The organism is Bradyrhizobium sp. MI1.11 (genome assembly GCF_055811255.1).
Genome location: NZ_JBVVPM010000020.1, coordinates 65,207 through 89,737, shown reverse-complemented (window position 1 = coordinate 89,737; position 24,531 = coordinate 65,207). Strand labels below are relative to the sequence as shown.

22 protein-coding genes are annotated in these 24,531 nt (G+C 64.9%); 11 read left to right on the top strand and 11 right to left on the bottom strand.

Annotated features, from left to right (window positions below; translation table 11 throughout):
• Positions 1–32 precede the first annotated feature (32 nt).
• Positions 33–191 carry a hypothetical protein gene (locus tag AC0L30_RS20845; protein ID WP_007597667.1) on the top strand — a complete coding sequence of 53 codons (159 nt, stop codon included), beginning with the start codon at positions 33–35 and terminating at the stop codon, positions 189–191.
• 30 nt (positions 192–221) lie between these two features.
• Here the strand turns inward: AC0L30_RS20845 and AC0L30_RS20840 are convergent, their stop codons facing one another.
• The 3 genes from AC0L30_RS20840 to AC0L30_RS20830 all read right to left on the bottom strand — a co-directional run bounded on the left by AC0L30_RS20840 (position 222) and on the right by AC0L30_RS20830 (position 3,386).
• Positions 222–1,244 carry an LLM class flavin-dependent oxidoreductase gene (locus tag AC0L30_RS20840; protein ID WP_219682504.1) on the bottom strand — a complete coding sequence of 341 codons (1,023 nt, stop codon included), beginning with the start codon at positions 1,242–1,244 and terminating at the stop codon, positions 222–224.
• Between the two features lie 75 nt (positions 1,245–1,319).
• Positions 1,320–2,285 carry an AraC family transcriptional regulator gene (locus tag AC0L30_RS20835; protein ID WP_473255583.1) on the bottom strand — a complete coding sequence of 322 codons (966 nt, stop codon included), beginning with the start codon at positions 2,283–2,285 and terminating at the stop codon, positions 1,320–1,322.
• A 132-nt stretch (positions 2,286–2,417) separates the two neighbouring features.
• Positions 2,418–3,386: an AraC family transcriptional regulator gene (locus AC0L30_RS20830; protein ID WP_246648925.1), complete on the bottom strand. Its 969-nt coding sequence runs from the start codon at positions 3,384–3,386 to the stop codon at positions 2,418–2,420.
• A gap of 355 nt (positions 3,387–3,741) precedes the next feature.
• Here AC0L30_RS20830 and AC0L30_RS20825 point away from each other — a divergent pair, with 355 nt between their 5' ends.
• Together AC0L30_RS20825 and AC0L30_RS20820 are read left to right on the top strand one after the other, a co-directional pair.
• On the top strand, positions 3,742–7,377 hold the full coding sequence (locus tag AC0L30_RS20825) for an autotransporter domain-containing protein (protein ID WP_473405051.1): 3,636 nt from the start codon (positions 3,742–3,744) through the stop codon (positions 7,375–7,377).
• Between the two features lie 45 nt (positions 7,378–7,422).
• On the top strand, positions 7,423–8,247 hold the full coding sequence (locus AC0L30_RS20820) for an outer membrane beta-barrel protein (protein ID WP_219682501.1): 825 nt from the start codon (positions 7,423–7,425) through the stop codon (positions 8,245–8,247).
• Positions 8,248–8,294: 47 nt separating this feature from the next.
• Here the strand turns inward: AC0L30_RS20820 and AC0L30_RS20815 are convergent, their stop codons facing one another.
• Both AC0L30_RS20815 and AC0L30_RS20810 read right to left on the bottom strand, forming a co-directional pair.
• The gene (locus AC0L30_RS20815) at positions 8,295–8,978 is read right to left on the bottom strand and encodes a class I SAM-dependent methyltransferase (protein ID WP_473405050.1); all 684 of its coding nucleotides are present in this window, start codon (positions 8,976–8,978) and stop codon (positions 8,295–8,297) included.
• 26 nt (positions 8,979–9,004) lie between these two features.
• Entirely contained in the window at positions 9,005–9,463 is a 459-nt protein-coding gene (locus tag AC0L30_RS20810; protein ID WP_473405049.1) for an Rrf2 family transcriptional regulator, read from the bottom strand.
• A 102-nt stretch (positions 9,464–9,565) separates the two neighbouring features.
• Here AC0L30_RS20810 and AC0L30_RS20805 point away from each other — a divergent pair, with 102 nt between their 5' ends.
• Together AC0L30_RS20805 and AC0L30_RS20800 are read left to right on the top strand one after the other, a co-directional pair.
• Positions 9,566–9,889 (top strand): hypothetical protein, encoded by a 324-nt coding sequence (locus AC0L30_RS20805; protein ID WP_473405089.1) that lies wholly within the window; start codon positions 9,566–9,568, stop codon positions 9,887–9,889.
• A gap of 17 nt (positions 9,890–9,906) precedes the next feature.
• On the top strand, positions 9,907–10,854 hold the full coding sequence (locus AC0L30_RS20800; protein WP_473405088.1) for an MFS transporter: 948 nt from the start codon (positions 9,907–9,909) through the stop codon (positions 10,852–10,854).
• Positions 10,855–10,945: 91 nt separating this feature from the next.
• On the opposite strand, the gene AC0L30_RS20795 is transcribed toward AC0L30_RS20800, so the two are convergent.
• The 3 genes from AC0L30_RS20795 to AC0L30_RS20785 all read right to left on the bottom strand — a co-directional run bounded on the left by AC0L30_RS20795 (position 10,946) and on the right by AC0L30_RS20785 (position 13,641).
• Positions 10,946–11,326, bottom strand: a complete 381-nt coding sequence (locus tag AC0L30_RS20795) for a helix-turn-helix domain-containing protein (protein ID WP_007597661.1) — start codon at positions 11,324–11,326, stop codon at positions 10,946–10,948.
• Positions 11,313–11,528 carry a type II toxin-antitoxin system HigB family toxin gene (locus AC0L30_RS20790; RefSeq protein WP_473405047.1) on the bottom strand — a complete coding sequence of 72 codons (216 nt, stop codon included), beginning with the start codon at positions 11,526–11,528 and terminating at the stop codon, positions 11,313–11,315. The genes AC0L30_RS20795 and AC0L30_RS20790 overlap by 14 nt, the downstream gene beginning before the upstream one ends.
• A 91-nt stretch (positions 11,529–11,619) precedes the next feature.
• The gene (locus AC0L30_RS20785; RefSeq protein WP_354126945.1) at positions 11,620–13,641 is read right to left on the bottom strand and encodes a YgiQ family radical SAM protein; all 2,022 of its coding nucleotides are present in this window, start codon (positions 13,639–13,641) and stop codon (positions 11,620–11,622) included.
• 266 nt (positions 13,642–13,907) lie between these two features.
• Here AC0L30_RS20785 and AC0L30_RS20780 point away from each other — a divergent pair, with 266 nt between their 5' ends.
• A complete protein-coding gene (locus tag AC0L30_RS20780; protein WP_007597654.1) occupies positions 13,908–14,072 on the top strand; it encodes a hypothetical protein in 165 nt (54 codons plus the stop codon).
• A 6-nt stretch (positions 14,073–14,078) separates the two neighbouring features.
• On the opposite strand, the gene AC0L30_RS20775 is transcribed toward AC0L30_RS20780, so the two are convergent.
• Together AC0L30_RS20775 and AC0L30_RS20770 are read right to left on the bottom strand one after the other, a co-directional pair.
• On the bottom strand, positions 14,079–14,744 hold the full coding sequence (locus tag AC0L30_RS20775) for a GntR family transcriptional regulator (RefSeq protein ID WP_354200000.1): 666 nt from the start codon (positions 14,742–14,744) through the stop codon (positions 14,079–14,081).
• A gap of 8 nt (positions 14,745–14,752) precedes the next feature.
• Positions 14,753–16,165 carry an FAD-binding oxidoreductase gene (locus tag AC0L30_RS20770; RefSeq protein ID WP_473405046.1) on the bottom strand — a complete coding sequence of 471 codons (1,413 nt, stop codon included), beginning with the start codon at positions 16,163–16,165 and terminating at the stop codon, positions 14,753–14,755.
• 180 nt (positions 16,166–16,345) lie between these two features.
• Here AC0L30_RS20770 and AC0L30_RS20765 point away from each other — a divergent pair, with 180 nt between their 5' ends.
• The 3 genes from AC0L30_RS20765 (at position 16,346) to AC0L30_RS20755 (ending at position 21,018) form a co-directional block, all read left to right on the top strand.
• On the top strand, positions 16,346–17,230 hold the full coding sequence (locus tag AC0L30_RS20765; RefSeq protein ID WP_473405045.1) for a dihydrodipicolinate synthase family protein: 885 nt from the start codon (positions 16,346–16,348) through the stop codon (positions 17,228–17,230).
• A 206-nt stretch (positions 17,231–17,436) separates the two neighbouring features.
• Positions 17,437–19,761, top strand: coding sequence for a TonB-dependent siderophore receptor (locus AC0L30_RS20760; protein WP_473405044.1), 2,325 nt, complete (start codon positions 17,437–17,439; stop codon positions 19,759–19,761).
• A 63-nt stretch (positions 19,762–19,824) separates the two neighbouring features.
• Positions 19,825–21,018 carry a PepSY-associated TM helix domain-containing protein gene (locus tag AC0L30_RS20755; protein ID WP_473405043.1) on the top strand — a complete coding sequence of 398 codons (1,194 nt, stop codon included), beginning with the start codon at positions 19,825–19,827 and terminating at the stop codon, positions 21,016–21,018.
• 57 nt (positions 21,019–21,075) lie between these two features.
• Here the strand turns inward: AC0L30_RS20755 and AC0L30_RS20750 are convergent, their stop codons facing one another.
• A complete protein-coding gene (locus tag AC0L30_RS20750) occupies positions 21,076–21,744 on the bottom strand; it encodes a hypothetical protein (protein WP_219682492.1) in 669 nt (222 codons plus the stop codon).
• Between the two features lie 182 nt (positions 21,745–21,926).
• Here AC0L30_RS20750 and AC0L30_RS20745 point away from each other — a divergent pair, with 182 nt between their 5' ends.
• Entirely contained in the window at positions 21,927–23,159 is a 1,233-nt protein-coding gene (locus AC0L30_RS20745; RefSeq protein WP_473405042.1) for a rhodanese-like domain-containing protein, read from the top strand.
• 99 nt (positions 23,160–23,258) lie between these two features.
• On the top strand, positions 23,259–24,503 hold the full coding sequence (gene serA / locus AC0L30_RS20740) for a phosphoglycerate dehydrogenase (RefSeq protein WP_007597639.1): 1,245 nt from the start codon (positions 23,259–23,261) through the stop codon (positions 24,501–24,503).
• The last annotated feature ends 28 nt before the right edge of the window (positions 24,504–24,531 follow it).

Here is a 24,531-nt window from a genome sequence, read left to right as displayed (position 1 = left end):
CGCGCCTCCGCGCGGCCTGTTCGGAGCTGGCGATGATGGCTGCACTGGCAAAGGCAATATCTCGCGCGACGAGAACCGACGTCGACGTCGAAACTCTGAAAGTCCTCGTGATCTTTTCGGGCGCGGGCTTGCTGCTCTCTCTCGTGGCCGCAATGATCTACGGACAGGCTGTCAGCGCCGCCTTGCTTTGAGAGCGCGCTTCGCCAAATCGACCGTTCGCCTCAGCGCCACCCAAGCGCCGGCGCCACGTGCGTGAGGATCGCCTCGATGGCGTGCGCGCAATAGTCGACGCCGAGTTGGTTCGGGATGGTCAGCAGCAACGTGTCGGCCTCGGCGATCGCCTCGTCCTGCTTGAGCTGCTCGATCAGCGCGTCGGGCTCGGCCGCATAGGAGCGGCCGAAGATCGCGCGGGTGCGCGGGTCGATGAAGCCGACCTGGTCCTCGCTGCCGCGCTCGCCCCCGAAATAGGCGCGGTCGCGATCGTCGATCAGCGCGAAGATGCTGCGGCTGACGGAGACGCGGGGCTCGCGGGCGTGGCCGGCCTCTTTCCAGGCTGCGCGATAGGTGCGGATCTGCGCGGCCTGCTGCACATGGAAGGCTTCGCCGGTCTCGTCGTTCTTCAGGGTCGAGCTCTGCAGATTCATGCCGTGCTTGGCGGCCCACACCGCGGTCGCGTTCGAGCCGGCACCCCACCAGATCCGTTCGCGCAGGCCTTCCGCATGCGGCTCGAGCCGCAACAGGCCCGGCGGATTTGGGAACATCGGCTGCGGGTTGGGCTTTGCAAAACCTTCGCCGCGCAAGATGTCGAGAAAGACCTCGGCATGACGCCGGCCCATGTCGGCGTCGCTCTCGCCGTCGGCCGGCTGGTAGCCGAAATAGCGCCAGCCATCGATCACCTGCTCGGGCGAGCCGCGGCTGATGCCGAGCTGGAGGCGCCCGCCGGCGATGAGATCGGCAGAGCCGGCGTCCTCCGCCATGTAGAGCGGATTCTCGTAGCGCATGTCGATCACGGCCGTGCCGATCTCGATCTTGCTGGTCCTGGCGCCGACGGCGGCGAGCAGCGGAAAAGGCGAAGCAAGCTGGCGCGCGAAATGGTGCACCCGGAAATAGGCACCGTCGGCGCCGAGCTCTTCCGCCGCAACCGCAAGCTCGATCGATTGCAGCAGCGTGTCCGCGGCCGAGCGGGTCTGCGACTGCGGCGAGGGCGTCCAGTGCCCGAAGGAGAGAAATCCGATCTTTTTCATGGGCGCAATCTAATGACGATCAGGACGGTTTGCGAGACCATCGTCGGCCCAATCACCTAAGACTCGCGCCTCGCCTCACGCGCCGCGCATGTCGGACGGTGTGACGCTGAAGCGCCGTCGAAACACGCGGTTGAAATAGGAGACGTCGGCGAATCCGGCCGAATGGGCGAGGTCGCTGATCTTGCGCCAGCGGTTGAGCGGGTCGAGCAGCAGCCTGCGTGCCAGCAGCAGGCGCTGTTCAAGCAGAAACTCGGTGAACGTTGTTCCGGTCTGTTCGAACGTCCGCTGGGCATGACGCGGACTGAGACCGGCCTTCCGTGCGACCGAATAGATCGTCAGGTCAGCTCGGCCGAGATTGGCGATCACGTCGGCGCGCATGAGGTCGAGCCGCGCGGCGGCATGTCCTCGGCCGTTCGCCAGTTCGGCGCGATCGGCGTCGGTTCCCAGCAACAACGCAATCAGGTCGACCATGTGCTGCGACATCAGGTGCCGACTGACCATGTCCGTATGCGGGCCAACACTGGCGGCTAGGGCGTGGTAGCGAACGATTGCTTCACTGATGGGACCTTGATCGCCAACAACTGTCCCCAGCCGATCCTCGGCCTTCGGGCAGATCGCCAGGAGCAGGGATCGCGGGATGCGTATGGCCTTGGCCTCGCAATCGTCGCTCATGCGCGTGCCACAGAGCACGCCCATGTCCCCCAGACCCATTTGCGATTCCGACAATTCGATCGAACACTTCTCCTGCGATACAAGCACGCGTCCGGACGTGGCGATGACCAGGCATAGCCCGTCGTAGCCGTCCTTCAAGGTTTCGCGCGTGCGCGAGAATTCAACAGACGATCCGCTGGCGACGGCCATCATGATGTCGCCCAGCAGGCTGACCTGCAATTTGCAGTCGATGCTGTCGCCGGCGCCGGGCTGGACGTCGATCCGGAACGTCCATCGATACATTTCCTCGCGCCATCGCTCGTAATCGCGCCCGCTGGGCGGACCCGTGTAACGGTCGACAAAAAAATTCGGCGCGCTTGTTTGCATCATGCTTCCCGTCGATTCCGGCTGCCCACAATATCCGGAGATTCCCCGAGCGAAAGGCCGGGAGACGTGGTTGGCGCCTCATTCTACACGATTGGCGCTGGAGTCCAATCGCACCGCGCCGGTATCGCCCGCACCTCAGGCGCCGCGCAGGTCGGACGGAGTGACGCCGAAACGCCGTCGAAACATGCGGTTGAAATAGGACACGTCGGGGAAGCCGGACGAGTGGGCGAGATCGCTGACCTTGCGCCAGCGGTTGAGTGGATCGAGCAACAGCCTGCGCACCAGCAGCAGGCGCTGTTCGAGCAGGAACTCGGTGAACGTGGTTCCGGTCTGTTCGAACATCCGTTGCGCCTGGCGCGGGCTGAGCCCCGCCTTCTGTGCCACCGAATAGATCGTGAGCTTGTCCGTGCTCAGATTGGCGATGATGTCGGCACGCATGAGGTCAAGCCGTGCGGCGGCATGTCCCCGGCTGTTCGCCAGTTCGGTGCGATCGCCGTCCGTCCCCAGCAACAGCCCGATCAGATCGACCATGTGCCGCGCCATCAGGTGCTGCCCGACCACATCCGCGTGCGGACCAATGCTGGCGGCCAGCGTATGGTAGCGTGCGATCGCTTCTCGTATCGGAGCCTGGTCGACGAGAGCCAGCGCGAGCCGGTCCTCGGCTCTGGGGCAGATCGTCAGGAGCAGCGACCGCGGGATGCGTATGGTCTTGACCTCGCAATCGCTGCTCATGCGCGTGCCGCAGAGCACGCTCATGTCGCCGAGACACATTTGCGATTCCGACAGTTCGATCGAATGCTGCTCGTGCGATATGAGCACGGGGCCGGATGTGGCGATGACGAGGCACATGCCGTCGTAACCATCCCTGAGAATTTCGGGGGTGCGCGAGAATTCAGCCGACGTTCCGACAGTGGTGCCCAACAGGATGCCGCCCAACAGGCTGATCTGCATTTTACAATCGATGCTGTCGCCGGCGCCGGGCTGGACGTCGACCCGCAGCGTGCACCGGTACATTTCCTCGCGCCACCGTTCGTATTCGCGTCCGCTTGGCGGACCCGTGTAACGGTTGACGAAGACGTTCGGCGCGCCCGCACGATCCATCATGGGTCCCTTCAATTGCGATCGCACACCATACCGGGAGATTGCCGAACCGAAAGGCCGGCGCCGGAGGATAGCGCCTCAATCTCGACGATTGGCGCTGGAGTCCAATTGTACCGGTGCCATTCGAGAGTGCGCAGGAAGCCGCCGCTTTTAGGGGCTTTCGTCCGTGGCCGTTCTGCATCAGAGCGCCGCTGTTGCGCTCGCGGGGCGCTGGGAGTGAAGCGAATGGCGTTGCGTTCCAAGACAGAAAACCCCGCATACCTCATTGATGCCACGCGAAGTTTCAGTGCGATTCAGTCTCGCCAAACGGCCGGGCCGGTTCGCGCGAGATCGATGTTCGATTTGTGCGAGGTCATGCATGCCGCATCTTTCATTCAACCGCGACGCGGCTGCGCAACTGGCTCCCGCGCGGAGCCGCTTTGCCTCACGCGCGGCGTCGTTGATGGCATTGATGATCGGCTCGACCGCGCTGACGGTGGTGTCGCTGGCGCTGATCAGCCCCGCAAGCGCCGGCAATCCGGTCTGGGTCGGCACCATCTCGACCGACTGGTTCACCGCCGGAAACTGGAATACCTCGGCGGTGCCGAACGCGACCGATACGGTCACAATCGATACGACAACGCATCTCACATTCATCAACGGCGGAACGGCAGCGGCGCAGCAGACCTTCGTGGGTGGCGTGAGCACGGGCAACCTGTCCATCGGCGGTGGCGGCATCCTGAACGACGCCTTCGGCTACCTCGGCTATCTCCAGAACAGCATCGGCAGCGTCAACGTGTCCGGGGGCTCGGCCTGGAACAATACGGCCGATCTCAGCATCGGCCGTCTTGGCGCCGGCAACCTCGGGATATCCGGCGGCAGTACCGTGGCCGACGTCAACGCGTCGATCGGCGGAGGCGTCGGCGGCTCTGGCAGTGTCACGGTGGCCGGTGCGGGGTCGACCTGGATCAATGCTGGCGACGTCAATGTCGGCGACATCGGCACTGGCAGCCTGACGGTTATCAACGGCGCCAGCGTCATCACGGTCGGAAACAGCTTCATCGGCAATCTCGGCGCCGGTACGGCGACGGTCACGGGGGCCGGCTCGACCTGGGCTGCCGGCGCGAACCTTCTCGTCGGTGCGGGCGCCAGCGGCACATTGCAGGTGTTGCAGGGCGGCTCGGTGAGTGCGACGATCACCGAGATCGGCTCCGCGGCGGGCGTCCACGGCGACGTCACGGTGGACGGTGTCGGCTCAACCCTGAGTACGGGAACGCTAACCGCCGGGCTCGACGGTATTGGCCAGCTGACCGTTTCCGGCGGGGGTCATGTCAACAGCACCGGCGTTTTCCTCGGATACTATGGCGGTTCGGGCACGGCCTCGGTGGATGGCGCGGGATCGATCTGGACCAACACCGGCACGCTGACCGTGGGTAACGCCGGCACCGGCACGCTGACGATCACAAATGGTGCCTTCGTGCAGAGCTCAGGCGCTATCAGTATCGGCAACGGCGTCGGCTCAACCGGCAATGTTCGGGTCGATGGAGCAGGGTCGGGCCTCGGCCTGACCTCAAATGCCAACTTGTCTGTCGGCGTGGCCGGAATCGGTACACTCGCGATCACCAATGCCGGCCAAGTCGCCAGCAGCAACAGCATTGTCGGCGCGGCGACCGGCGCGAGCGGTTCTGTTCTCGTCGACGGCGCAGGATCGGAATGGTTCGCCGCCAATTTGCTCGTGCTCGGGGGCGCCGGCCGGGGAACGCTGATGCTCTCCAATGGCGGCATAGCTCTGGGCGCCACTGCTGTGCTTGGCCTGACTGCCGGCGGGAGCGGCGGATCGGCCGTGATCGACGGCACGGGCTCGTCATGGACCGTCAATAGCCTCTATGTCGGCATGAACACGCTCGGCTCACTTGCGGTTATGCATGGCGGCAGCTTGAGCAATCTCAACACGGGGATCGGACAGAGCAGCGGCTCGAACGGCAGCGTCACCGTGGACGGTGCGGGTTCGTCCTGGACAAATTTTGTGAACATCACGATCGGAAACGCCGGAACAGGCTCACTGACGATCTCGAATGGTGGCGCGGTTTCCGCCGCTGGCCAGTTCGTGATCGCCAATCAGGCGGGCTCGACCGGCGCGCTCAACATCGGGGCGGCGCCGGGCTCGGCTGCGGCGGCGCCCGGCACCTTGGCGACGGCCACGGTCCAGTTCGGCGCCGGCATCGGCGCCATCAATTTCAATCACTCCTCGTCGAATTATCTGTTCTCGCCTGACATCGTCGGCAACGGCGCCGTCAACCTATTGTCGGGCACCACCATCCTCACCGGCAACAACACCTATACCGGGCCGACCACCGTTGATGGCGGTACGCTGTTGGTGAACGGCACGATTGCAAGCTCCACCACCACCGTGAACGCCGGCGGCACACTGGGCGGCATTGGCATCGTCGGCGACACCACCATCAGCGGCGGCACGCTGGCGCCGGGCACCAACGCGATCGGCACGCTCACCATTGCGGGCAATCTGGTGCTGTCCACGGCGGCGACCTACATGGTCCAGGTCTCTGGCATATCGGCCAGCAACACGGTGGTCGCAGGCGCCGCGCAGCTCGCCGGCACCGTCGCGGTGAACCTGACCGGCCGGATCGCGGCGACCACGACCTATACCATCCTCAGTTCGGCGAACACGACCGGGACGTTCGGATCGGTCGCGGTGAGCAACTTGGCCTACGCACGCAACGCGCGGGTCACCTACTCCGGCAATAACGTGCTGCTGACGCTCGATGCCGGATTGCTGTCGCCGTCGCTGCCCGGCTTCGCCAACATCAACCAGAGGAATGTCGCCGCCGGGATCGACAATGCCCTGCTCTCGGGCGCTTCGCTTTCGACCGGCTTCAACACGCTGTTCAACGCGACCGGCCAGAATCTCCTCAACCGGCTGACGCAGGCCTCCGGCGAAGCCGCCACCGGTGCGCAGCAAGGCACCTTCAATGCCATGGGCCAGTTCCTCAACGCGATGCTCGACCCGTTCTTCGGCGGCCGCAACGATGCCGGCGCGCCGGTGAACGGGGCCTCCCGATATGCCGAGGGTGGCGCCGCCACGCGCACGAACCCGAGTCGGGACGCCTACGCGGCAATCGATAAGGCGCGGGGTGCCGGGGATTCGTTCGCACGGCGCTGGAGCGTGTGGGCGGCCGGCTATGGCGGCGCGCAGACCACCGACGGCAATGCGGTGATCGGTTCGAACACCGCGACCAGCCGCATCGCCGGCGTGGCCGCGGGCGCCGACTATCAGATATCGCCGAACACGCTGGTCGGCTTCGCGCTCGGCGGCGGCGGCACCAGCTTTGGCGTCGCCAATGGGCTCGGCGGAGGCAGCTCCGACCTGTTCCAGGCCGGCGTCTACGCACGCCACACCATGGGCAACGCCTACGTTGCCGGCGCACTCGCCTATGGCTGGCAGGACGTGACGACGGATCGCACGGTGACGATCGCGGGCGCCGACCATCTGCGGGCCCGCTTCGACGCCAACGCGCTGTCGGGACGCCTCGAAGGCGGTTATCGCTATGCCACGCCCTGGATGGGCATCACGCCTTATGCGGCGGCGCAGTTCACGACGCTGTTCCTGTCGGGCTATGGCGAGCAGGCGATCTCCGGCGCCAACACCTTTGCGCTGAATTATGCCGGCAGGGATGTCGCCGCCGCGCGCGGCGAACTCGGTCTGCGCACCGATCGCTCCTATGCACTGGAGACGGCGGTTCTCACGCTGCGCGGCCGTGCGGCGTGGGCGCATGATGTCAATCCGGATCGTGCGGTCGCGGCCACCTTCCAGACCCTGCCAGGCGCGAGTTTCGTGGTGAATGGCGCCGCGCAGGCGCCCGATGCCGCGCTCCTCACGGGCGCGGCCGAGCTGAGATGGCTGAACGGCTTCTCGCTGTCCGGCACCTTCGAGAGTGAGTTCTCGAGCGTCACCCGTAGCTACGCCGGCAAGGGCATCGCCAGATATCAGTGGTGAAGTGCACCAAGCGCCTTTCAGGGAATTCGTGCTGAGGAGTTTTTGATGAATCGGATCGTGATTGGAATGGCGGTGTCGCTGCTTGCAACGGGCGCGACGGCTGCCGATCTGGCGCCAGGAAGCAACGTACCAAGCCCGCACGTCAAGGCGCCGCCGATGGTCGATCCCGGCTACAACTGGACGGGATTTTATGCGGGGTTGAACGGCGGCTATAGCTGGGGCCGCTCCAACGCAACGGTCCTGCCGATCACACCGCTGGCCGTGAGCATCGGACAGAACGCTGACGGCGGGCTTGGCGGTGGCCAGGCCGGCTACAGCTGGCAGATCGATCCGAGATGGGTTCTGGGTGTCGAGGCCGATCTTCAAGCAACCGGCGAGAGCGGCCGTTCGACTGACGCGCTGACGGCGGTCAGGATCGGTTTGGTTGGGGTTACCGGCACGACTACCAGCAGCACTGATTTCCCGTGGTTTGCAACCTTCCGCGGTCGCGCCGGAGTTTTGGCCGATCCCAGCCTGCTGCTCTATGCAACCGGCGGCCTAGCAGTCGGAGAGGTTAAATTCGGAACACAGGCAACGCTGACCGCGCAATTGTTCGATGGTGCCAATGCGCCCGTCGGAGCGCCGGTGACGATTGCCGGTGCGATAGTCTCGGAGAGCCGGACCCGCCTGGGCTGGACCGCCGGCGCCGGCATCGAAAAGAAATTCAACCGCAACTGGTCAGCCAAACTCGAATACCTCTATCTCGATCTGGGCTCTGCCACTTACTTCAGTGGCACTGCCAACGAAACGACAGTCGGCTTCCACGATCATATCCTGCGGGCCGGCTTCAACTACCAGTTCGCGCCTGGACCGGTGGTCGCGTGGTACTGATTCCGAGTATTTCTTCCAGATACCTACATCAACGTTGCTGTAGCGCCTCAGGCGTAGGCGACCCAGCCGCGGAAAGTGAAGCCGGTATAGAACAGCGTCGGGTCGGAGAATCCGGCCTGCCGCAAAATCGCTTCATCCTGCGCGGGCGCGAGGATTTCCAGATGGTTGGTGACGGCGTTCCGCGCGGCCGCCGCCTGATCCGGCTCGACGCCGGACGCGGCGAGGTACGCGGAGTATCGCGAGAGCCACAGCGGGCGTTCCTCTTCGCCATTGGGCGCGCTCAAATGCGCGACCACGAAAGGCGCGCGCGGCTTGAGCCGGCGGCGGATCTCCGAGGCGATACGGCGTCGCTCCTCGACATCGACGAAGTGCAGGGTCAACAGGCAGGTGGCGCCGTCGAACGGGCCTTCCGGAGCGTCGTCGATGTAGCCCTGATGAAGACGCGCACGTGGCGCGAACGATCCGAGGGTTTGCCTCGCTAGCCCCAGCATGGCCGCGGACGGATCGACGCCATCGAAGCTCCAGCCTCCATGCGCTTGCGCAAAAGCCTTCAGCTCGAGGCCGCCGCCGGCTCCGAGAACGAGAATCCGTGCATCGTCACGCGCGCGCTCGGCCAGTAGGATCGCCGCCATGGACAGCATGGCATTGTAGCCGGGGACGAACCGTGGCGGTCCTTCGGTGTATCTCGCCACCGCTTGCGGATCGGAAAACATGTTCTGAATGTCGGCCATGATGTAGTCCTTGCTGAATGGGCCAATCACGCGCCATGCGCGCTCATGCCTTGAAGCTTTCGCGAGCCGAGGCGTTTGCGCAGATCGTCGCCCAGCATCGCCAGCGTTACCTCGCCAAGGCGCGCCAGCAGCAGCGCCTGCGCATCGCCAAACGCCTGATTGAGGGCGGCATTGACGGCCCGCTCGACGAGGCAGCCCGGCGCCTCCGTCCGGTTACCAATCGCCAGAAGCGAGGGACTGCCGAGCGCGATGTAGACGTCGCGCAGCGTCACCTTCGTGAGGTCGCAAGCCAACGTCCAGCCGCCGCCATGGCCTTTTTCGGAGCGGACGTAACCAAGGTCCCGAAGCCCGGCCATGATCCGCCGGATCACCACGGGGTTGGTATCCATTGCTTTTGCCAGGGTCTCGGACGTGAAGGGATCAGGCTGCTGTGCCATGTGCAGCAGGACGTGCAGCACGCCGGATAATCGACTGTCTCGCTTCATGTAACTTTATATGTTGCATGATTGCATTCATGTCAACCGATTTCGGCCCGAGCCTTCCGATCTCACGCTTCGACCGGAAGCGAACTGCGCGCCGCCAGGTCTGTGCAGAATCTCGTCGCAAAGCTCAGGCGGCTGACGACGATGCGAAGCGGAACGTTCTATGGATGGCGCGTTGTCGCCGCGGCGTTCGGTCTCGCCGTTCTCGGCCTGGGGTTCGGCTTCTATGGGCCGCCGATCTTCCTGAGTGCCATTCGCGAAGCCCACGGATGGCCGCTGGCCCTGGTCTCGACGGCCGTCACCGTGCACTTCCTGGCGGGATCGATCGTGACGGCCAATCTGCCGACGCTCTATCGGCGCTTCGGCACTCCGGCTGTGACGAAGGCCGGGCGCTGTCGCTGGCCGTCGGCGTCTTTGGATGGGCGATAGCAGCGACGCCGTGGCAATTGTTCGGCGCGACGGTGTTGAGTGGTGCAGGGTGGGTGACGATGGGCGTGGCCGCGGTCAACGCCATCGTGTCGCCCTGGTTCGTCCGTCGTCGTCCCGCGGCACTCGCGGTCGCCTATAACGGCGCAAATGTCGGCGGGATCATCTTTTCGCCGCTCTGGGCTGCGGCCATTGCCAAGCTTGGGTTTGCCGTTGCAGCAGCAGCCATCGGCCTGATCTTGGTCGTGGTAGTGTGGCTGCTTGCGAGCACTGTGCTGTCGCGCGCGCCGGAGCAGACTGGATCGATGCCGGACGGCGCGGCCCCGGCCGAAGAGACTGTCTCGGCGAAGTGCGCACGGCCGCTGCCGGGATCGCCGCTCTGGCGGGACCGCAAATTCCTGACGCTCGCGGCTGGCATGAGCCTGGGGCTGTTCGCACAGATTGGCCTGACCGCGCATCTCTTCTCGCTGCTGCTGCCTGCGCTCGGTGCGCAATGGACTGGGCCGGTGGTGGGACTGATCGGCGTCATGGCGATCGCCGGCCGGACGCTGCTGGGCTGGCTCATGCCTGAAAGCATCGACCGGCGGCTGGTTGCCTGCGCCAGCTACGCCGTTCAAATCGCCGGCACGATCACATTCATTGCCGCGGCCGGAACGAACATTCCGCTGTTGATCCTCGGTGTTGTCTTGTTCGGCCTCGGGTTCGGCAACGGGACGTTCCTTCCGCCGCTGATTGCGCAGCTCGAATTCGCTCCGGACGACGTGCCGCGTGTGGTCGCGCTGATCGTTGCGATGTCGCAAGGCGCCTATTCATTTGCGCCGGCGGTCTTTGGTTTGATCCGGGAATGGCTTCCGGCCGGTACGGGCGCCACGCCCGGCTTTTATGTTGCTGCGGCGCTGGTGCAGGGATTGGCGATCTGCGCATTTTGGGCGGGGCGCCAGTCGCGCCTCCGAGCCGATGCGGCTTGAAACGCCGCGCAATGGCCAATGCGTCCGATGATGCCGTTCTGCGCCTGTTTTGCCCGACGGGCCAAGAACGCGTCTTAAAATCCGCAAGTCGTCACGCCGCCTTTTTACGGCTCGGTCGGATCAGAACGTCTGCGGAAATTCCAAGACGTTCATGGAGGCGGCGGATCATCGTGATCGACAGCCCGCGCTTTCGGTTCAGAACCTCGGCGATGCGGGTGCGTGTCCCGATGATCTCTTCCAGGTCCCGCCGGGTCAGCCCTTGCTGCTCCATGCGAAACTTGATGGCCTCGATAGGATCTGGCGGATCCATCGGATCATGCTCGGCCTCGTATGCATCGATCAGCGTCGCGAGCACATCCAGACGGTCGCCTTCGGGTGTGCCGGACTTCGCGCCCCAGAGGCGCTCCACCTCCTTGAGTGCGCCATCATAGTCTTGCTTCGTCCGAATTGGCCTAATCTCAGTCGCCGCCATGCCGAACCTCCCTTACATCGACCTTGTCGTAGTCCCGGTGCGTGCCGATCCACTTGATCCACACGATGCTCTTCTCGAAATCGACTGCAACGATGGGTGCAATCCGGACGTTCGCGACGAATTCCCCGTAGCTGTGGTGTCGTCGTTGTTCTGGTCGCCGGATCAATGCTTCGTAACCGTCTAAGCCATTGATCCCGCTCATGCCGGCTACTGTGCATGGGGTTGTTTTTCGACTTTTTGTTTTGGAGGTCCGAAAAGCGTCAATCTGAACCGGACCTGATCCGGCTCGCCCGCTACTTCATCACCCGCAGATTCTTGGTCGTGAACCGCTGCGTCTTGTCGCCGGGACGAACCGGCCGCCGTGTGCCGGCGGCCTTGCCGGTGCCGGGTGGCTGGTGCGCGGGGACCAGCTGGTCGGGGCGGGAGCCGATCAGATCGGCGCGGCCCATTTCTTTCAGGGCCTCGCGCAGCACCGGCCAATTGTCGGGGTCGTGGTAGCGCAGGAACGCCTTGTGCAGGCGGCGCTGGCGCAGGCCCTTGATCGCCTCGACCTTGTCGCTGCCGCCGCGCCGCACGCCGCGCAGCGGGTTGACGCCGGTGTGGTACATCGCCGTCGCGGTCGCCATCGGCGAGGGAAGGAAGGTCTGCACTTGATCCGCGCGATAGCGGTTCTTCTTCAGCCACAGCGCGAGGTTCATCATGTCCTCGTCGGTCGTGCCCGGATGCGCCGCGATGAAATACGGGATCAGATAGTATTTCTTGCCGGCCTGTTCGGCCGCCGCATCGAACATCCGCTTGAACTGGTTGTAGGCGCCGATGCCGGGCTTCATCATCTTGTCGAGCGGCCCGCGCTCGGTATGTTCAGGCGCGATCTTGAGATAACCGCCGACGTGATGGGTGACGAGCTCCTTGATGTATTCGGGGCTCTCGACCGCGAGGTCGTAGCGCACGCCGGAGGCGACCATCACCTTCTTGATGCCCTTGGTCTCGCGCACCTTGCGATAGAGCCGGATCAGATCGTCATGCGAGGTGTTGAGGTTCGGGCAGATCTCGGGGAAGACGCAGGACGGCCGCCGGCACGCGGCCTCGACCTTCGGGTCCTTGCACGCCATCCGGTACATGTTGGCGGTGGGACCGCCGATGTCCGAGATGACGCCGGTGAAGCCGGGCGTCTTGTCGCGGATCTTTTCGATCTCGCGCAGGATCGAGCCCTCGGAGCGGTTCTGGATGATGCGGCCCTCGTGCTCGGTGATCGAGCAGAAGGTGCAGCCGCCAAAACAGCCGCGCATGATCGTTACCGAGAATTTGATCATGTCCCACGCCGGGATCTTTGCGTCACCGTAGGACGGATGCGGAGCGCGCGCGTAGGGAAGATCGTAGACCGCGTCCATCTCGTCGCTGGTCAGCGGGATCGGCGGCGGGTTGAGCCAGAGGTCGCGATCGCCGTGGCGCTGCACCAGCGGTCGCGCATTGCCGGGATTGCTCTCCCGGTGCAGCACGCGTGACGCGCGCGCATAGGCTTCCTTGTCCTGCTCGACTTGCTCCAGCGCCGGCAGCCGGATCACGGTCAAGCCTTTCGTCCGCGAAGCGCCCTCGTCGGCGGAATCGAGATCGTCGGCGTGCAGTTCGACATAGTCCTCAGGCACGCGGCGGAACAGCGCGACGCCCCTGATGTCGTCGAGCTCGCGCGGCGCCTCGCCGGCGGCAAGACGGTTGGCCACTTCGACCACGGCGCGCTCGGCATTGCCGTAGAGCAGCAGGTCCGCCTTGGCGTCGGCCAGCACCGAGCGGCGCACCTTGTCCGACCAGTAATCGTAATGCGCGATCCGGCGCAGCGACGCCTCGATGCCGCCGAGCACGACCGGGACGCCCTTGAACGCCTCGCGGCAACGCTGCGCGTAGACGACGGTGCAGCGGTCCGGCCGCTTGCCGCCTTCGCCGCCCGCGGTATAGGCATCGTCGCTGCGGATGCGGCGGTCCGCGGTGTAGCGGTTCACCATCGAGTCCATGTTGCCGCCGGTGACGCCGAAGAACACTTTTGGCTTGCCCAATACCTTGAACGGCTCGGCCGAATGCCAGTCCGGCTGCGAGATGATGCCGACGCGAAAGCCCTGCGCCTCCAGCAGCCGGCCGATGATGGCCATGCCGAAGCTGGGGTGGTCGACATAGGCATCGCCGGTCACCAGCACGATGTCGCAGGCATCCCAGCCGAGCGCATCCATCTCGGCGCGGCTCATCGGGAGGAACGGAGCCGGCTTGCGCGGGCGTGCCTGGGCCATCAGGGGTTTTTCGGCGGCGATGATCTGGATGTCCATGGCGCCTACGCATAGGACTCCGGGACGGCGAATACAACCGACGGGCACGTGAAAGATCCGGTTCCGTGGCCGGCAGCCCAGGCGTGCGACCGCGTTAACCGTTCGCGAACGCAGCCATCAGCTGTGTGCACCTTCTCGGGTCACACGCAGGAACCAACTGCCCTCGCGAACATTCTGATGCAGGGTTTGCGCCGGCCCGGCTGGCGCGCGCTCGCGCCCGGGGTCTAGTATCGCCTCGATGTTCGCCTCGGGCGGATGGGGGAGCCGTGAGTACAGTCATAGAGAACTTGCTGCTCCGAAAGCAGAAGCTCGTTGAGCAGCTCGAGAAGGCGCCCACGGTCGAGGACCGCGACAAAATCGAGCACCAGCTCGAACAGATCAACACCGCGCTGGATTTTCTGGACAGGCCCGGCACGAAAGGTGCGCGGTAGCAGCGCTCAATCCACCTGCAGTGCTCTTGCGTAGACCACGCCCGAATTGGTGACGTGCGTGGTCATCAGCGTCGCGAAGGCGGCAAACTCGCCGCGCGCGAACAGATCGAGCAGCTTGCGATGCTCGTCGAAGGACGTGCGGGTGCGCACGTCGATCGGCGAAGTCAAATTGGTGCGGAGTGCAGCGACGCGGCTGGATGCGAGCTGATAGGATTCGGCGAGATAGCGGTTGCCGCAATGGGCGAACAGCGCCTCGTGGAAAGCGGCATCGGCGCGCCCGTAGGCGATATTGTCCCGGGCCGCAATCGCCGGCTCCATCGCCGTGATCGCCTCGCTCATCGTCGCGGTCGCACCCTCGCGATCATGGTGGAAGGCGAGCTCGGCGGCCTTGGGCTCCAGCGCGATCCTGAAAGTGCAGAGCGCGGTGATGTCTTCGGCGCTTGGCGTGAAGACAAAACTGCCGACCTGCGGCCGGATCACGACGAGGCCCTGCGCCTGCAGCTGGCCCATCGCCTCGCGCACCGGGGTGCGGCTGACGCCGAAGGAGTTGGCCACCATCTCCTCGGAGATGGCGGCGCCGAGCGCGAACTCGCCGTCGATGATGGCTTGGCGCAGCCGCTGCATCACCCGCTGCGACAGCGATTTCGGTGCATCGAGCTTCAGCGATCGCATCGGCTCTCTCAGATCACCTTGCCGGGGTTGAGCAGATGATCGGGATCGAGCGCGGCCTTCAGCGTCCGCATCAGCGCGATCTCCGCCTCGCTGCGGGCATGACCCAGCCACTTCTTCTTCAAGGTGCCGATACCGTGCTCGGCGGAGACGCTGCCGCCCATCTCGCGCACGAGACCGTAGATGATCGCGTCCATCGCTTCCTTCGGCTGCTGCTCGACGGCAAGGCCGGTCACCCAGGAGACGAGATGCAGATTGCCGTCGCCGATATGGCCGTAATAGACGCTCTCGCAGCCTTTGATGCCATCCGCGAGCGCCGCCTTGCAGCGCGTGACGAACTCGTCCATCCGCGCCACGGCGAGCCCGATATCGTAGGAGATGTGCGGCCCCAGCACTTGGCCGAACTCGGCGCAGATGTCGCGCACGCGCCAGAAGCTCTGCGTCTGCCCCAGCGATTGCGCCACGGCAGCGTCGGCGAGCAGCCCGCGCTCCATCAGCTCTTCGAGCCAGCTTTGGAACCGCGGTGCGTCGAGGCTCTCGTCGGTGCCTTGCGCTTCGACTAGCACGTAGAGGCCGTGGCCTGTGGCGACCGGCGGCTTGACGCCGGCGCGAGTCGTAATGACGTCCCAATAGTCCGGCCACATCACCTCGAATGCCGACAGCAGCGGGCCGAGCCCGCTTCGCGCGGCGCCGAGCAGCGCGATCACCGCGGCATAGTCCTCGAGCGCGCAGAGCGCGGCCATGGTCGAACGCGGTTTTGGAAACAGCCGCAGCACCACGCGGGTGATGATGCCGAGCGTGCCTTCCGAGCCGATGAACAGATGCTTCAGGTCATAGCCGGCATTGTTCTTCATCAGCTTGTTGAGGCTGGTGATGATGGTGCCGTCGGGCAGCACGACTTCGAGCCCGAGCACCAGCTCGCGCGTCATGCCGTAGCGGATCACGCGGTTGCCGCCGGCATTGGTCGAGAGGTTGCCGCCGATCGCGCAGGAGCCGCGCGAGCCGAGATCGAGCGGAAAGAAGAAGCCGGCTTCGTCGGCCGCCTGCTGGATCGTCTGAAGCGGCGTGCCTGCTTTCACCGTCATCGTCATCGAGGCGTGATCGATCTCCTCGATGCCGCTCATGCGCTCGAGCGAGATCGCGACCCAGCCTGCCTCAGGCGATGCGCCGCGGCACAGTCCGGTCAATCCGCCCTGCGGCACGAACGGCAGATGTGCCTGCCGGCAAGTCGCGATCGCATCCGCCACGCCTTGCGCGTCGACCGGGCGGATCACCGCGAGCGGCGCTTGCGGCAGGCTCGCGCTCCAGTCGTTGCAATTGCGCGCGGGCACGTCGGCGCCGACAAGCACGGCAGCCGCGCCGAGCCTGTTGCGCAAGGCGCCAAGCAACTGGGTGGGCCGCTCGACGGGGGTCACCATGTCCATGCGAGACCTCCTCGGAATCTGGCTGCGTGTCATGCGCGCCATGACGATGGAAAGGATTTGCGCCTTTCTTGTATGTAAGGTACAAGGTGGAAAGTAAAGCAAAAACAAGGCTCGACTTAGCGCCTTAAAGATCTTTCGAGATCAGAGGCCTGGTCCGAAGCCACAGCAACGGATGGTGTGATGACGGAGGCAATTCGCGGGTTCTGGGTGGCGTCGGCGACGCCGCTTGCCGCCGACGGCAGCGTGGACTCCGCCAAGCTCGCGGCCCACGCCAAGCAACTCTTCGGCAAGGGCGTCGACGGTGTCGTGCTGTTCGGCACCACCGGCGAGGGCACCTCCTTCAATGTCGCCGAACGGGTCGCGACCATCGAGGCCGTGCTCAAGGCCGGCGTCGCGCCGGACCGAATTGGAATCGGCGGCGGCTTCCCCGCAATCAGCGACAGCATCGCATTGACGCGTGCCGTGCTCGGACTCGGTCTGCGTCACGTGCTGTATCTGCCGCCTTACTTCGACCGCAGCGTCACCGCTGAAGGCATCGAGGATGCCTTTGCGGCGATCCTCGACGGCGTCGCCGACGATCGCCTGCGCGCCTACCTCTATCATATCCCGCAGATCTCGGGTGTCGCGGTCCCGACGAGCGTCGCCGCGAATCTGCGCAAGCGCCACGGCAAGGTCGTTGCAGGCCTGAAAGACTCCAGCGGCGACTTCAAGCAGTTCCAGGCGTTCCGCGCCGCCGCTCCTGAGCTCGCCATCACCGTCGGCAACGAGGTTGACATCACCCGCGCGATCGCCGCCGGCGGCGCCGGCACCATCTGCGGCATGGCCAACATCGCGCCGGAGCTGGTCAAGGCCATGATCGACGGCAAGGATGTCGAAGCACGCATGCAGGCTGCCGTGGACATCGTGGTGAAATCGCCATCCTTCCTCACGACGCTGAAAGCCATCCTCGCGGCACAGACGGGCGATGCGAGCTGGCTGCGTGTGCGGCCGCCGCTCCGGGCCTTATCCGTCGGCACCGTGCTCAAGCGGAAGCTCGACGAGCTGACGGCTCCCGCCATCGCGTGAGATCGCGCAAAACCGCGACACGTTGCCGCAAATTCGCGCGCTGCGTGTCGCGCTCGCTGCGCAATCAATCGAAGATTGCCGAACAGCGGGATCGGAATCTAGAACCCTTCAACACTAGAGCGATTCAAGTTCGCTTGCGGTTCTCTTCACGAACAGCGGCTGTTAGACGCGCCAGCTTCTGCGTCTGACTTGGAAGTGAATCGAAAGTGCGTGTCTATCTGGACGGCCAGCGCGTCAGCGGCCGTCGAACGCTTGCCGGCGAGAGCCGCGCGGGTCTTCTCATTGGAGCGGCCGTGCTGCTCGCCGAATTTCTCTCCAGCTCGGCGACCGCGCAGGCCCAATCCGCACTTCCGCCGGTGACGGTGGAAGCGCGGGCTCCGCGGCCGAAAGCGGCGCGTGCATCGGACCAGTCTCCGCGCCGCACGCAAACCGCCGCGCGCCAGCGCAATCACAATCCAGCACCCGCAGCGCCGACGCTCTCGGAGCGCGCCGCGGCGGAAGCCGCCGCGCAACAGGCCGCCAAGCTCGGCTACCGCGCGATGCCGAGCGCAACCACGTTGCGCAGCGGCGCCTCGCCGCTCGACACCTCGCAGGCCGTCAACGTCGTCCCTGCGCAAGTGTTGAAGGACCAGCTTCCGCGCAACATCGACGATGCGCTCGTCAATATCTCCGGCATCACCCAGACCAACACGCTCGCCGGCACCCAGGACGCCGTGATCCGTCGCGGATTCGGCGACAACCGCGACGGCTCGATCATGCGCAACGGCATGCCCCTGGTGCAGGGGCGCAGCCTGAATGCAGCCGTCGACAGCGTCGAGGTGCTGAAGGGGCCGGCCTCGCTGCTTTACGGCATCATGGATCCCGGCGGCATCGTCAACACCATCAGCAAGCGTCCGGAGCTCTATCAGCACGGCTCGGTCACGCTGCTCGGCTCGACCTTCGCGAACAACCGCAGCGGCGCTGACGGCACGCTCGACATCACCGGTCCGATCGGCGACGGCGGTCTCGCCTATCGTTTCATCGGCTACGGCGTCAGCGAGGACTATTGGCGCAATTTCGGCCGCCACAGGGAAATGCTGGTCAACCCGTCGCTCGCCTGGTACGGCGACACCACGACGGTCCAGCTAACCTACGAGCACCGCGAATTCATCACTCCGTTCGACCGCGGCACCGCGTTCGTCAACGGCGCTCCGCTGGCGATCCCGAAGACGCGCCGGCTCGACGAGCCCTTCAACAACATGTGGGGCACCTCCGACCTGGTGCAGGCCTCGGTTGAGCAGAAGCTCGACGACAATTGGAAGGTCACGGCGGCCTATAGCTACAACACCGAAACATATAGCGCCAATCAGCTTCGCATCACCGGCGTCAACGCCAAGAGCGGTGTGGAGACCCGCAGCAATGACGGCACCCAGAACTCGCTGAGCAACGCCAGTTACGGCACCTCCTATTTACAGGGTGACGTCTGGGTGGGCGGCTTCCGCAACGAGATCCTGTTCGGTGGCGAGGCGCTGTATCGCACGATCGATCGCCACGACTTGATCCGTCAGGCGACCCCGAGCTTCAATTTCTACAACCCGGTCTACGGACTGATCTCGCCGGGCACGGCTGTTTCGCCAACGGACAGCGAACAGACTGACAAGCTCGGCACCCGCGGCTTCTTCGCTCAGGACACCTTCCATCTGACCAACTGGCTGTCCGTGGTCGGAGGCGTGCGCTGGATGGAATACGAGCAGCTCGCCGGAAAAGGCCGGCCGAACTTCATCACAAACACTAATTTGGCGGGTGACAAGGTGCTGCCGCTCGGCGGCGTCATCTTCAAGCTGAACGATCAGCTCTCCTACTACGTGAGCTATACGCAGTCGTTGAAGCCGACATCGGTCATCGCAGCGTTCACCTCCGGCTTTGTCGTCGACTCCACCATCGCGCCCGAAGAAGGAACGCAATGGGAAACCGGTCTGAAGTTCGATGTCAACAAGCGGCTGTCGGGCACCCTGGCCGTCTACGACATCCAGAAGAAGAATGTCCTGGTGCTGGATGACATCGGCGGAGGCAAGTCGGCGGCGCGCGCCTCTGGCGCGGCCAAGTCGCGCGGCGTCGAATTGGACGTGACCGGCAAACTGACTGATCAATGGAGCCTGATCGGAAGTTATGGGTATACCGATGCCCGGCTGATCAATGATCCCGCTGTCGGTAACGCCAAGCTCCTGAACGCCGCCATGAACACGGCTTCGCTCTATCTCGTCTATGATTTCGGCGATGCGCTGCCCGGACGTCTGCGGCTCGGCGGCGGCGCGCACTATGTCGGTGACCGACCGGGCGACTCCCTCAACACGTTCTTCCTGCCGGCCTATACCGTCGCGGACATCTTTGCGACTTACGACACCAAGATCGACAATCTGCCGGTGATCTATCAATTCAACGTCAAGAACCTGTTCGACAAGGTCTACTATACGTCCACCACCGGAAACGCTCTGAACGTCGCGATCGGCGACGCGCGCAGGATATCCCTGTCGGCGACGGTGAAGTTCTAGCGATGACGGTGTGGCGCGAGGAAGCCGATTTCCCGGTCGTGCAGACCAGAAGGGCCGGCGCCGATGCATGAGTGCTGGCGCGCGATCAAGGCCGTTCTGCTTCAGGTCCATTCCATCGCGGGCCTCGCGCTCGCGCTGCTACTCGCTGTGATCGCGCTGACCGGTGCGATCATGAGTTTCGAGGACGAGATCGGCGACTATCTGAACCGCGGCATCATGCAGGTCGCGCCGCGCCAGGCAGCGGCGCTGATGCCGGACGAACTGGTTGCGCGCCTGACTGCGGCGCAGGATGTCGGCAAGGTCTCCGCCGTGACGCTAGCAAGTGATCCGTCCGCCGCGGTGCATGTGCGCTTCGCCCGCGACGAACGAGGCGCGCGGCCGTCCTCGCTCTATGTCGATCCCTATGACGCGCGCGTGTTGGGCGCACCGCGCGGCGAAGAGTTTTTCGCGACCGTGCGCAAGCTGCATCGCTGGCTGTCGATTCCCGGCGACGCCAAGGGCTGGGGGCGTCAGATCACGGGCGTGGCCGCGCTCGGCTTGATCGTGATGCTCATCTCGGGCCTCGTGCTCCGCTGGCCGCGGCGTGCAGGCAGCGTGAAGATGTGGCTGAAGCCCAATGTCCGGCTCAGCGGGCGCGGGCTGCATCGGTCGCTGCATGCGGTGATCGGCACCTGGGTCCTGCCGGTCTATCTGGTGATGACGCTCACCGGGCTCTGGTACTCGTTCGACTGGTACAAGGATGGCGTCGTCTGGTTGCTGTCGCGGCCGCAAGTCGCCGCCGCTAAGATGCAGCCCAAGATGCCCACAAAGGCGTCGCGTGCCACCGGCGCCGGCGAGACGGCGCCGCCGATCGGCTTTGATCGCGCGTGGGCCGCCTTCCTGCACGAAGAGGGCAGCCGCTTCTCCAAGGCGTTACTGACGCTGCCCGCCGGTCCGGGCACGGTGATACGGATCCGCTCCTGGGGGAAAGACTCCACCCTCGATACTACCCGCGACGAACTCCGCATCGACGCCGTGACCGGTCAGTTGGTCTCTGCGGAACGCTACGCCGACAAGACGTTCGGCGAGAAGATCATCGCGAATGTGCTCGACATCCACCGCGGTGCGATTCTGGGTTGGCCCGGCAAGCTCGCGTTCATGGTCGCGGCTGCGCTGATGCCGCTGTTCGCGGTCACCGGCGTCCTGCTCTATCTGTCGCGCCGCAGGATGCGGCGCCCTGTGCAGCCGCGGCTCGGCCGGCTCGTGCCGGGCGAGTGAACGGACGAACTGCTTCGACACGGCTTGGGGTCGCCCGGCTGACCTGCCGCCCTCATATCACTTCGCCTGCATGCGCCGTTCGTCAATGACGATGTCGTTGTTGATGGCGTAGACGAAGCAGCCGCCATCTCGGCCGTTCCGCGCGGGATCGCTGTTGCATTTCGCCAACGCGGAGGTCTGGGCGTCTTTCAGGCTGGGATCCCCTGCCGAGATGAATAGTTTGCCCCAGGGATGGATCGCGATCGCCTTGGGCTCCATGGCCTTGTCGTAGTTCTGCACGTCAGGGCGCTGTCGCGTGATCCGCCGGATGATCGGAATCTGCGACAAGTCGTACTTGCCTGCATAGTGCAGCCGCGGCATGTCTCTCGACGCGAGCTCGCCTTCGGCGACGATTTCCTCGTTGACGGCCAGCAGGGCGCATGGCTTGCCGTAGCGGAGCTGACACGCTTCGAGCGAGCGGTCGCCGGTGACAGACGGGTCTTCATGCTCGCAGGAGCGAAAATAGCTTGCGCGGATGAGCTCCACGGCTTGTCCCTTGTTGGGTTTGCAGGCGAGATAGTCCTTGATCAGCGTGTCGCGAAGCGTTGGGTGTACGGCCGGCGTCGCTGCGGCCATGATCGAGGCCATTGCCCGCTCGAATTGCGATTTGCGTTCGGCATTGGTGAGCGCGGCCATGGCGACGCCCGGAAGCGCCAGAAATATCACCAGGAATTTCAACATTTTCATATTGCGCCCCCCAGACGATTTGGAAACTCTAGCCCCCAAGCGCGGCATACGAAACGATTTTTCAGCGAGGGGCCAGGGCGGGCGCGCCGCCGGGCGGGGCCATGCCCCGGATCGGGCTGGCCAACCGGCCGGCAATCATTCAAGAACCAGTCCCGTTCAAGTCTCCCAAGGTTGCCTACCCCATGAAGCTCACCACCGTCACTCCCGCCGATATCCGCCGTGCACTGCTGCTACGCGAGGAGATCGCGCTGCTCGATCCCAGGCACGAGGCTGGTTTCGCGACGGGACATCCGCTGTTCGCCGCCAACATGGCTGCCGATCGGATTGCGATCGAAGCCGAGGTCAAGCTGCCGCGCAAGGACGTGGCGATCGTGCTCTATGATGACGGCGAGGGCCTCGTCACTGCCGGCGCCGAGCGGCTCGCCGCGCTCGGCTATACCAACGTCCGCGCGCTCGACGGCGGGCTGAAGGCCTGGCGCGACGCCGGCTATCAAATATTCGAGGACGTCAACTCCTACTCAAAAGCCTTTGGCGAGCTGGTCGAATCGCGCAGGCACACGCCGTCGTTCAGTGCCGACGAGGTGGCAAAACTCATCGCGGACAAGGCCAACATCGCCATCATCGACGTTCGCCGCTTCGACGAATATGCCACCATGAACATCCCGGGCTCGGTCAGCGTGCCCGGCGCGGAGCTGGTGCTGCGGGCAGGGCAGGCGGCACCCGATGCCGAGACCACCATCATCGTCAATTGCGCCGGCCGCACCCGCTCGATCATCGGCACCCAATCGCTGATCAATGCCGGCGTGCCGAACAAAGTCCGGGCACTGCGCAACGGCACCATCGGCTGGACGTTGGCGCGGCATACGCTCGACCATGGTGCCGACCGGCGTGGCGCAATCGGACCGTTCGAGGGCGGCCCGGCCAATGCGCGCGACGTCGCCTATCGCGCCGGTGTCCGCCATATCGGCGCGAGCGAGATGACTTCGCTTGTCGCGCAGGCCGATCGCACGCTCTATCGCTTCGACGTGCGTGACGCGGAGGAATATGCCGCAGGTCATCTCCCGGGGTTTCGCCACTATCCTGGCGGCCAGCTCGTCCAGGAGACCGATATGGCAGCACCAGTGCGCGGCGCGCGCATCGTGCTGACCGACGACAGGGGCGTCCGCGCCGACATGACGGCGTCCTGGCTCGCGCAGATGGGCTGGGAGGTCTATGTGCGGGAAGGCGGCTATGACGGCGCACTCGAAATCGGTCCGCCGCACGTCCTGCCCAAGCCCGACCCAGCCCACCGCTACCGCCGCCCCTATGAGGGCACCGGCGTCGACGAGCGCGCGATGCAGGCCTATCTCGACTGGGAGTATGGTCTGGTCGATCAGTTGCGGCTTGACGGAACGCACGGGTTTTATGTGATCTGACGACCGCTCCGCCATCTTCTCCCCGTATCCGAACCCTATTGTGCTGCGCATCCCCCGCGGTCTATGAGCTGCGGCGAAGCTGTGACCCACGGAGATTTCATGCCAGTCCCAGGCCAAAGCCCTGAGCGGAGCGCGAAGGCGCTGCTGCTCGAAGGCGTCAACGACAGCGCCGTGGACCTGTTCAGAACGGCGGGTTTCACCAATGTCGAGCGCCTGACCAAGGCGCTGGACGGCGAGGATTTGCGGCGGGCGCTCAAGGGCGTGTCGCTGCTCGGCATTCGCTCGCGCACCCAGATCACCGATGAGGTGCTGGAAGCAGCCGACCAGCTTCTCGCCGTCGGCTGCTTCAGCGTCGGTACCAACCAGGTCGATCTGCTGGCGGCGCGCAAGCGCGGCATTCCGGTGTTCAACGCGCCGTTCTCGAACACGCGGAGCGTCGCCGAGCTCGTGATCGGCGAGATCGTGATGCTGCTGCGGCGCATCTTCCCGCGCTCGGTGTCGGCCCATGAGGGCGGCTGGGACAAGTCGGCGACCGGCAGCCGCGAAGTGCGCGGCCGCACCCTTGGCATCATCGGCTACGGCAACATCGGCTCGCAGCTCTCGACGCTGGCCGAAGCGATCGGCATGCGCGTGATCTATTTCGACCGTACCGACAAGCTCCGCCACGGCAACACTGAGCCGGTCGAAAAGCTGGAAGAGCTGCTGGCGCAGAGCGACGTCGTCAGCCTGCACGTGCCGGAGACGCCGGAGACCGCCGGGATGATCGGTGAGAAGGAGCTGCGGGCGATGAAGCCCGGCTCCCTCCTGATCAACAACAGCCGCGGCACCGTCGTCGATCTCGATGCGCTGGCGGGGGCTCTGCGCGACGGTCATCTCGCGGGTGCCGCCATCGACGTGTTTCCGGTCGAGCCGTCCTCGAATTCGGACCGCTTCAAGAGCCCGGTGCAGGGCCTCGGCAATGTCATCCTCACGCCGCATATCGGCGGCTCGACCGAGGAGGCGCAGGAGCGCATCGGCGGCGAGGTGGCGCGCAAGCTGGTTGACTTTTTCATCACCGGCTCGACCACGGGGGCGGTGAATTTTCCGGAGGTGCAGTTGCATCTGCGTCCCTCCGGCGCGCGCTTCAGCCACGTCCATCGCAACGTGCCCGGCATGCTGCGCCGGCTCAACGAGGTCTTCCTCCAGCGCGACATCAACATCGCCGCGCAGTATCTGGAGACCTCGGGCGACCTCGGTTACGTCGTGCTCGATGCCGACCTCGGCGGCCAGGATTCAGGCGCGCTGCTGCAGCAGATCCGCAGCCTCGAGGGGACCGTCGGCGCGCGGCTGGTGTTTGAGCACTAGCACTGCATTGACGACCGGCCGCAGGGCG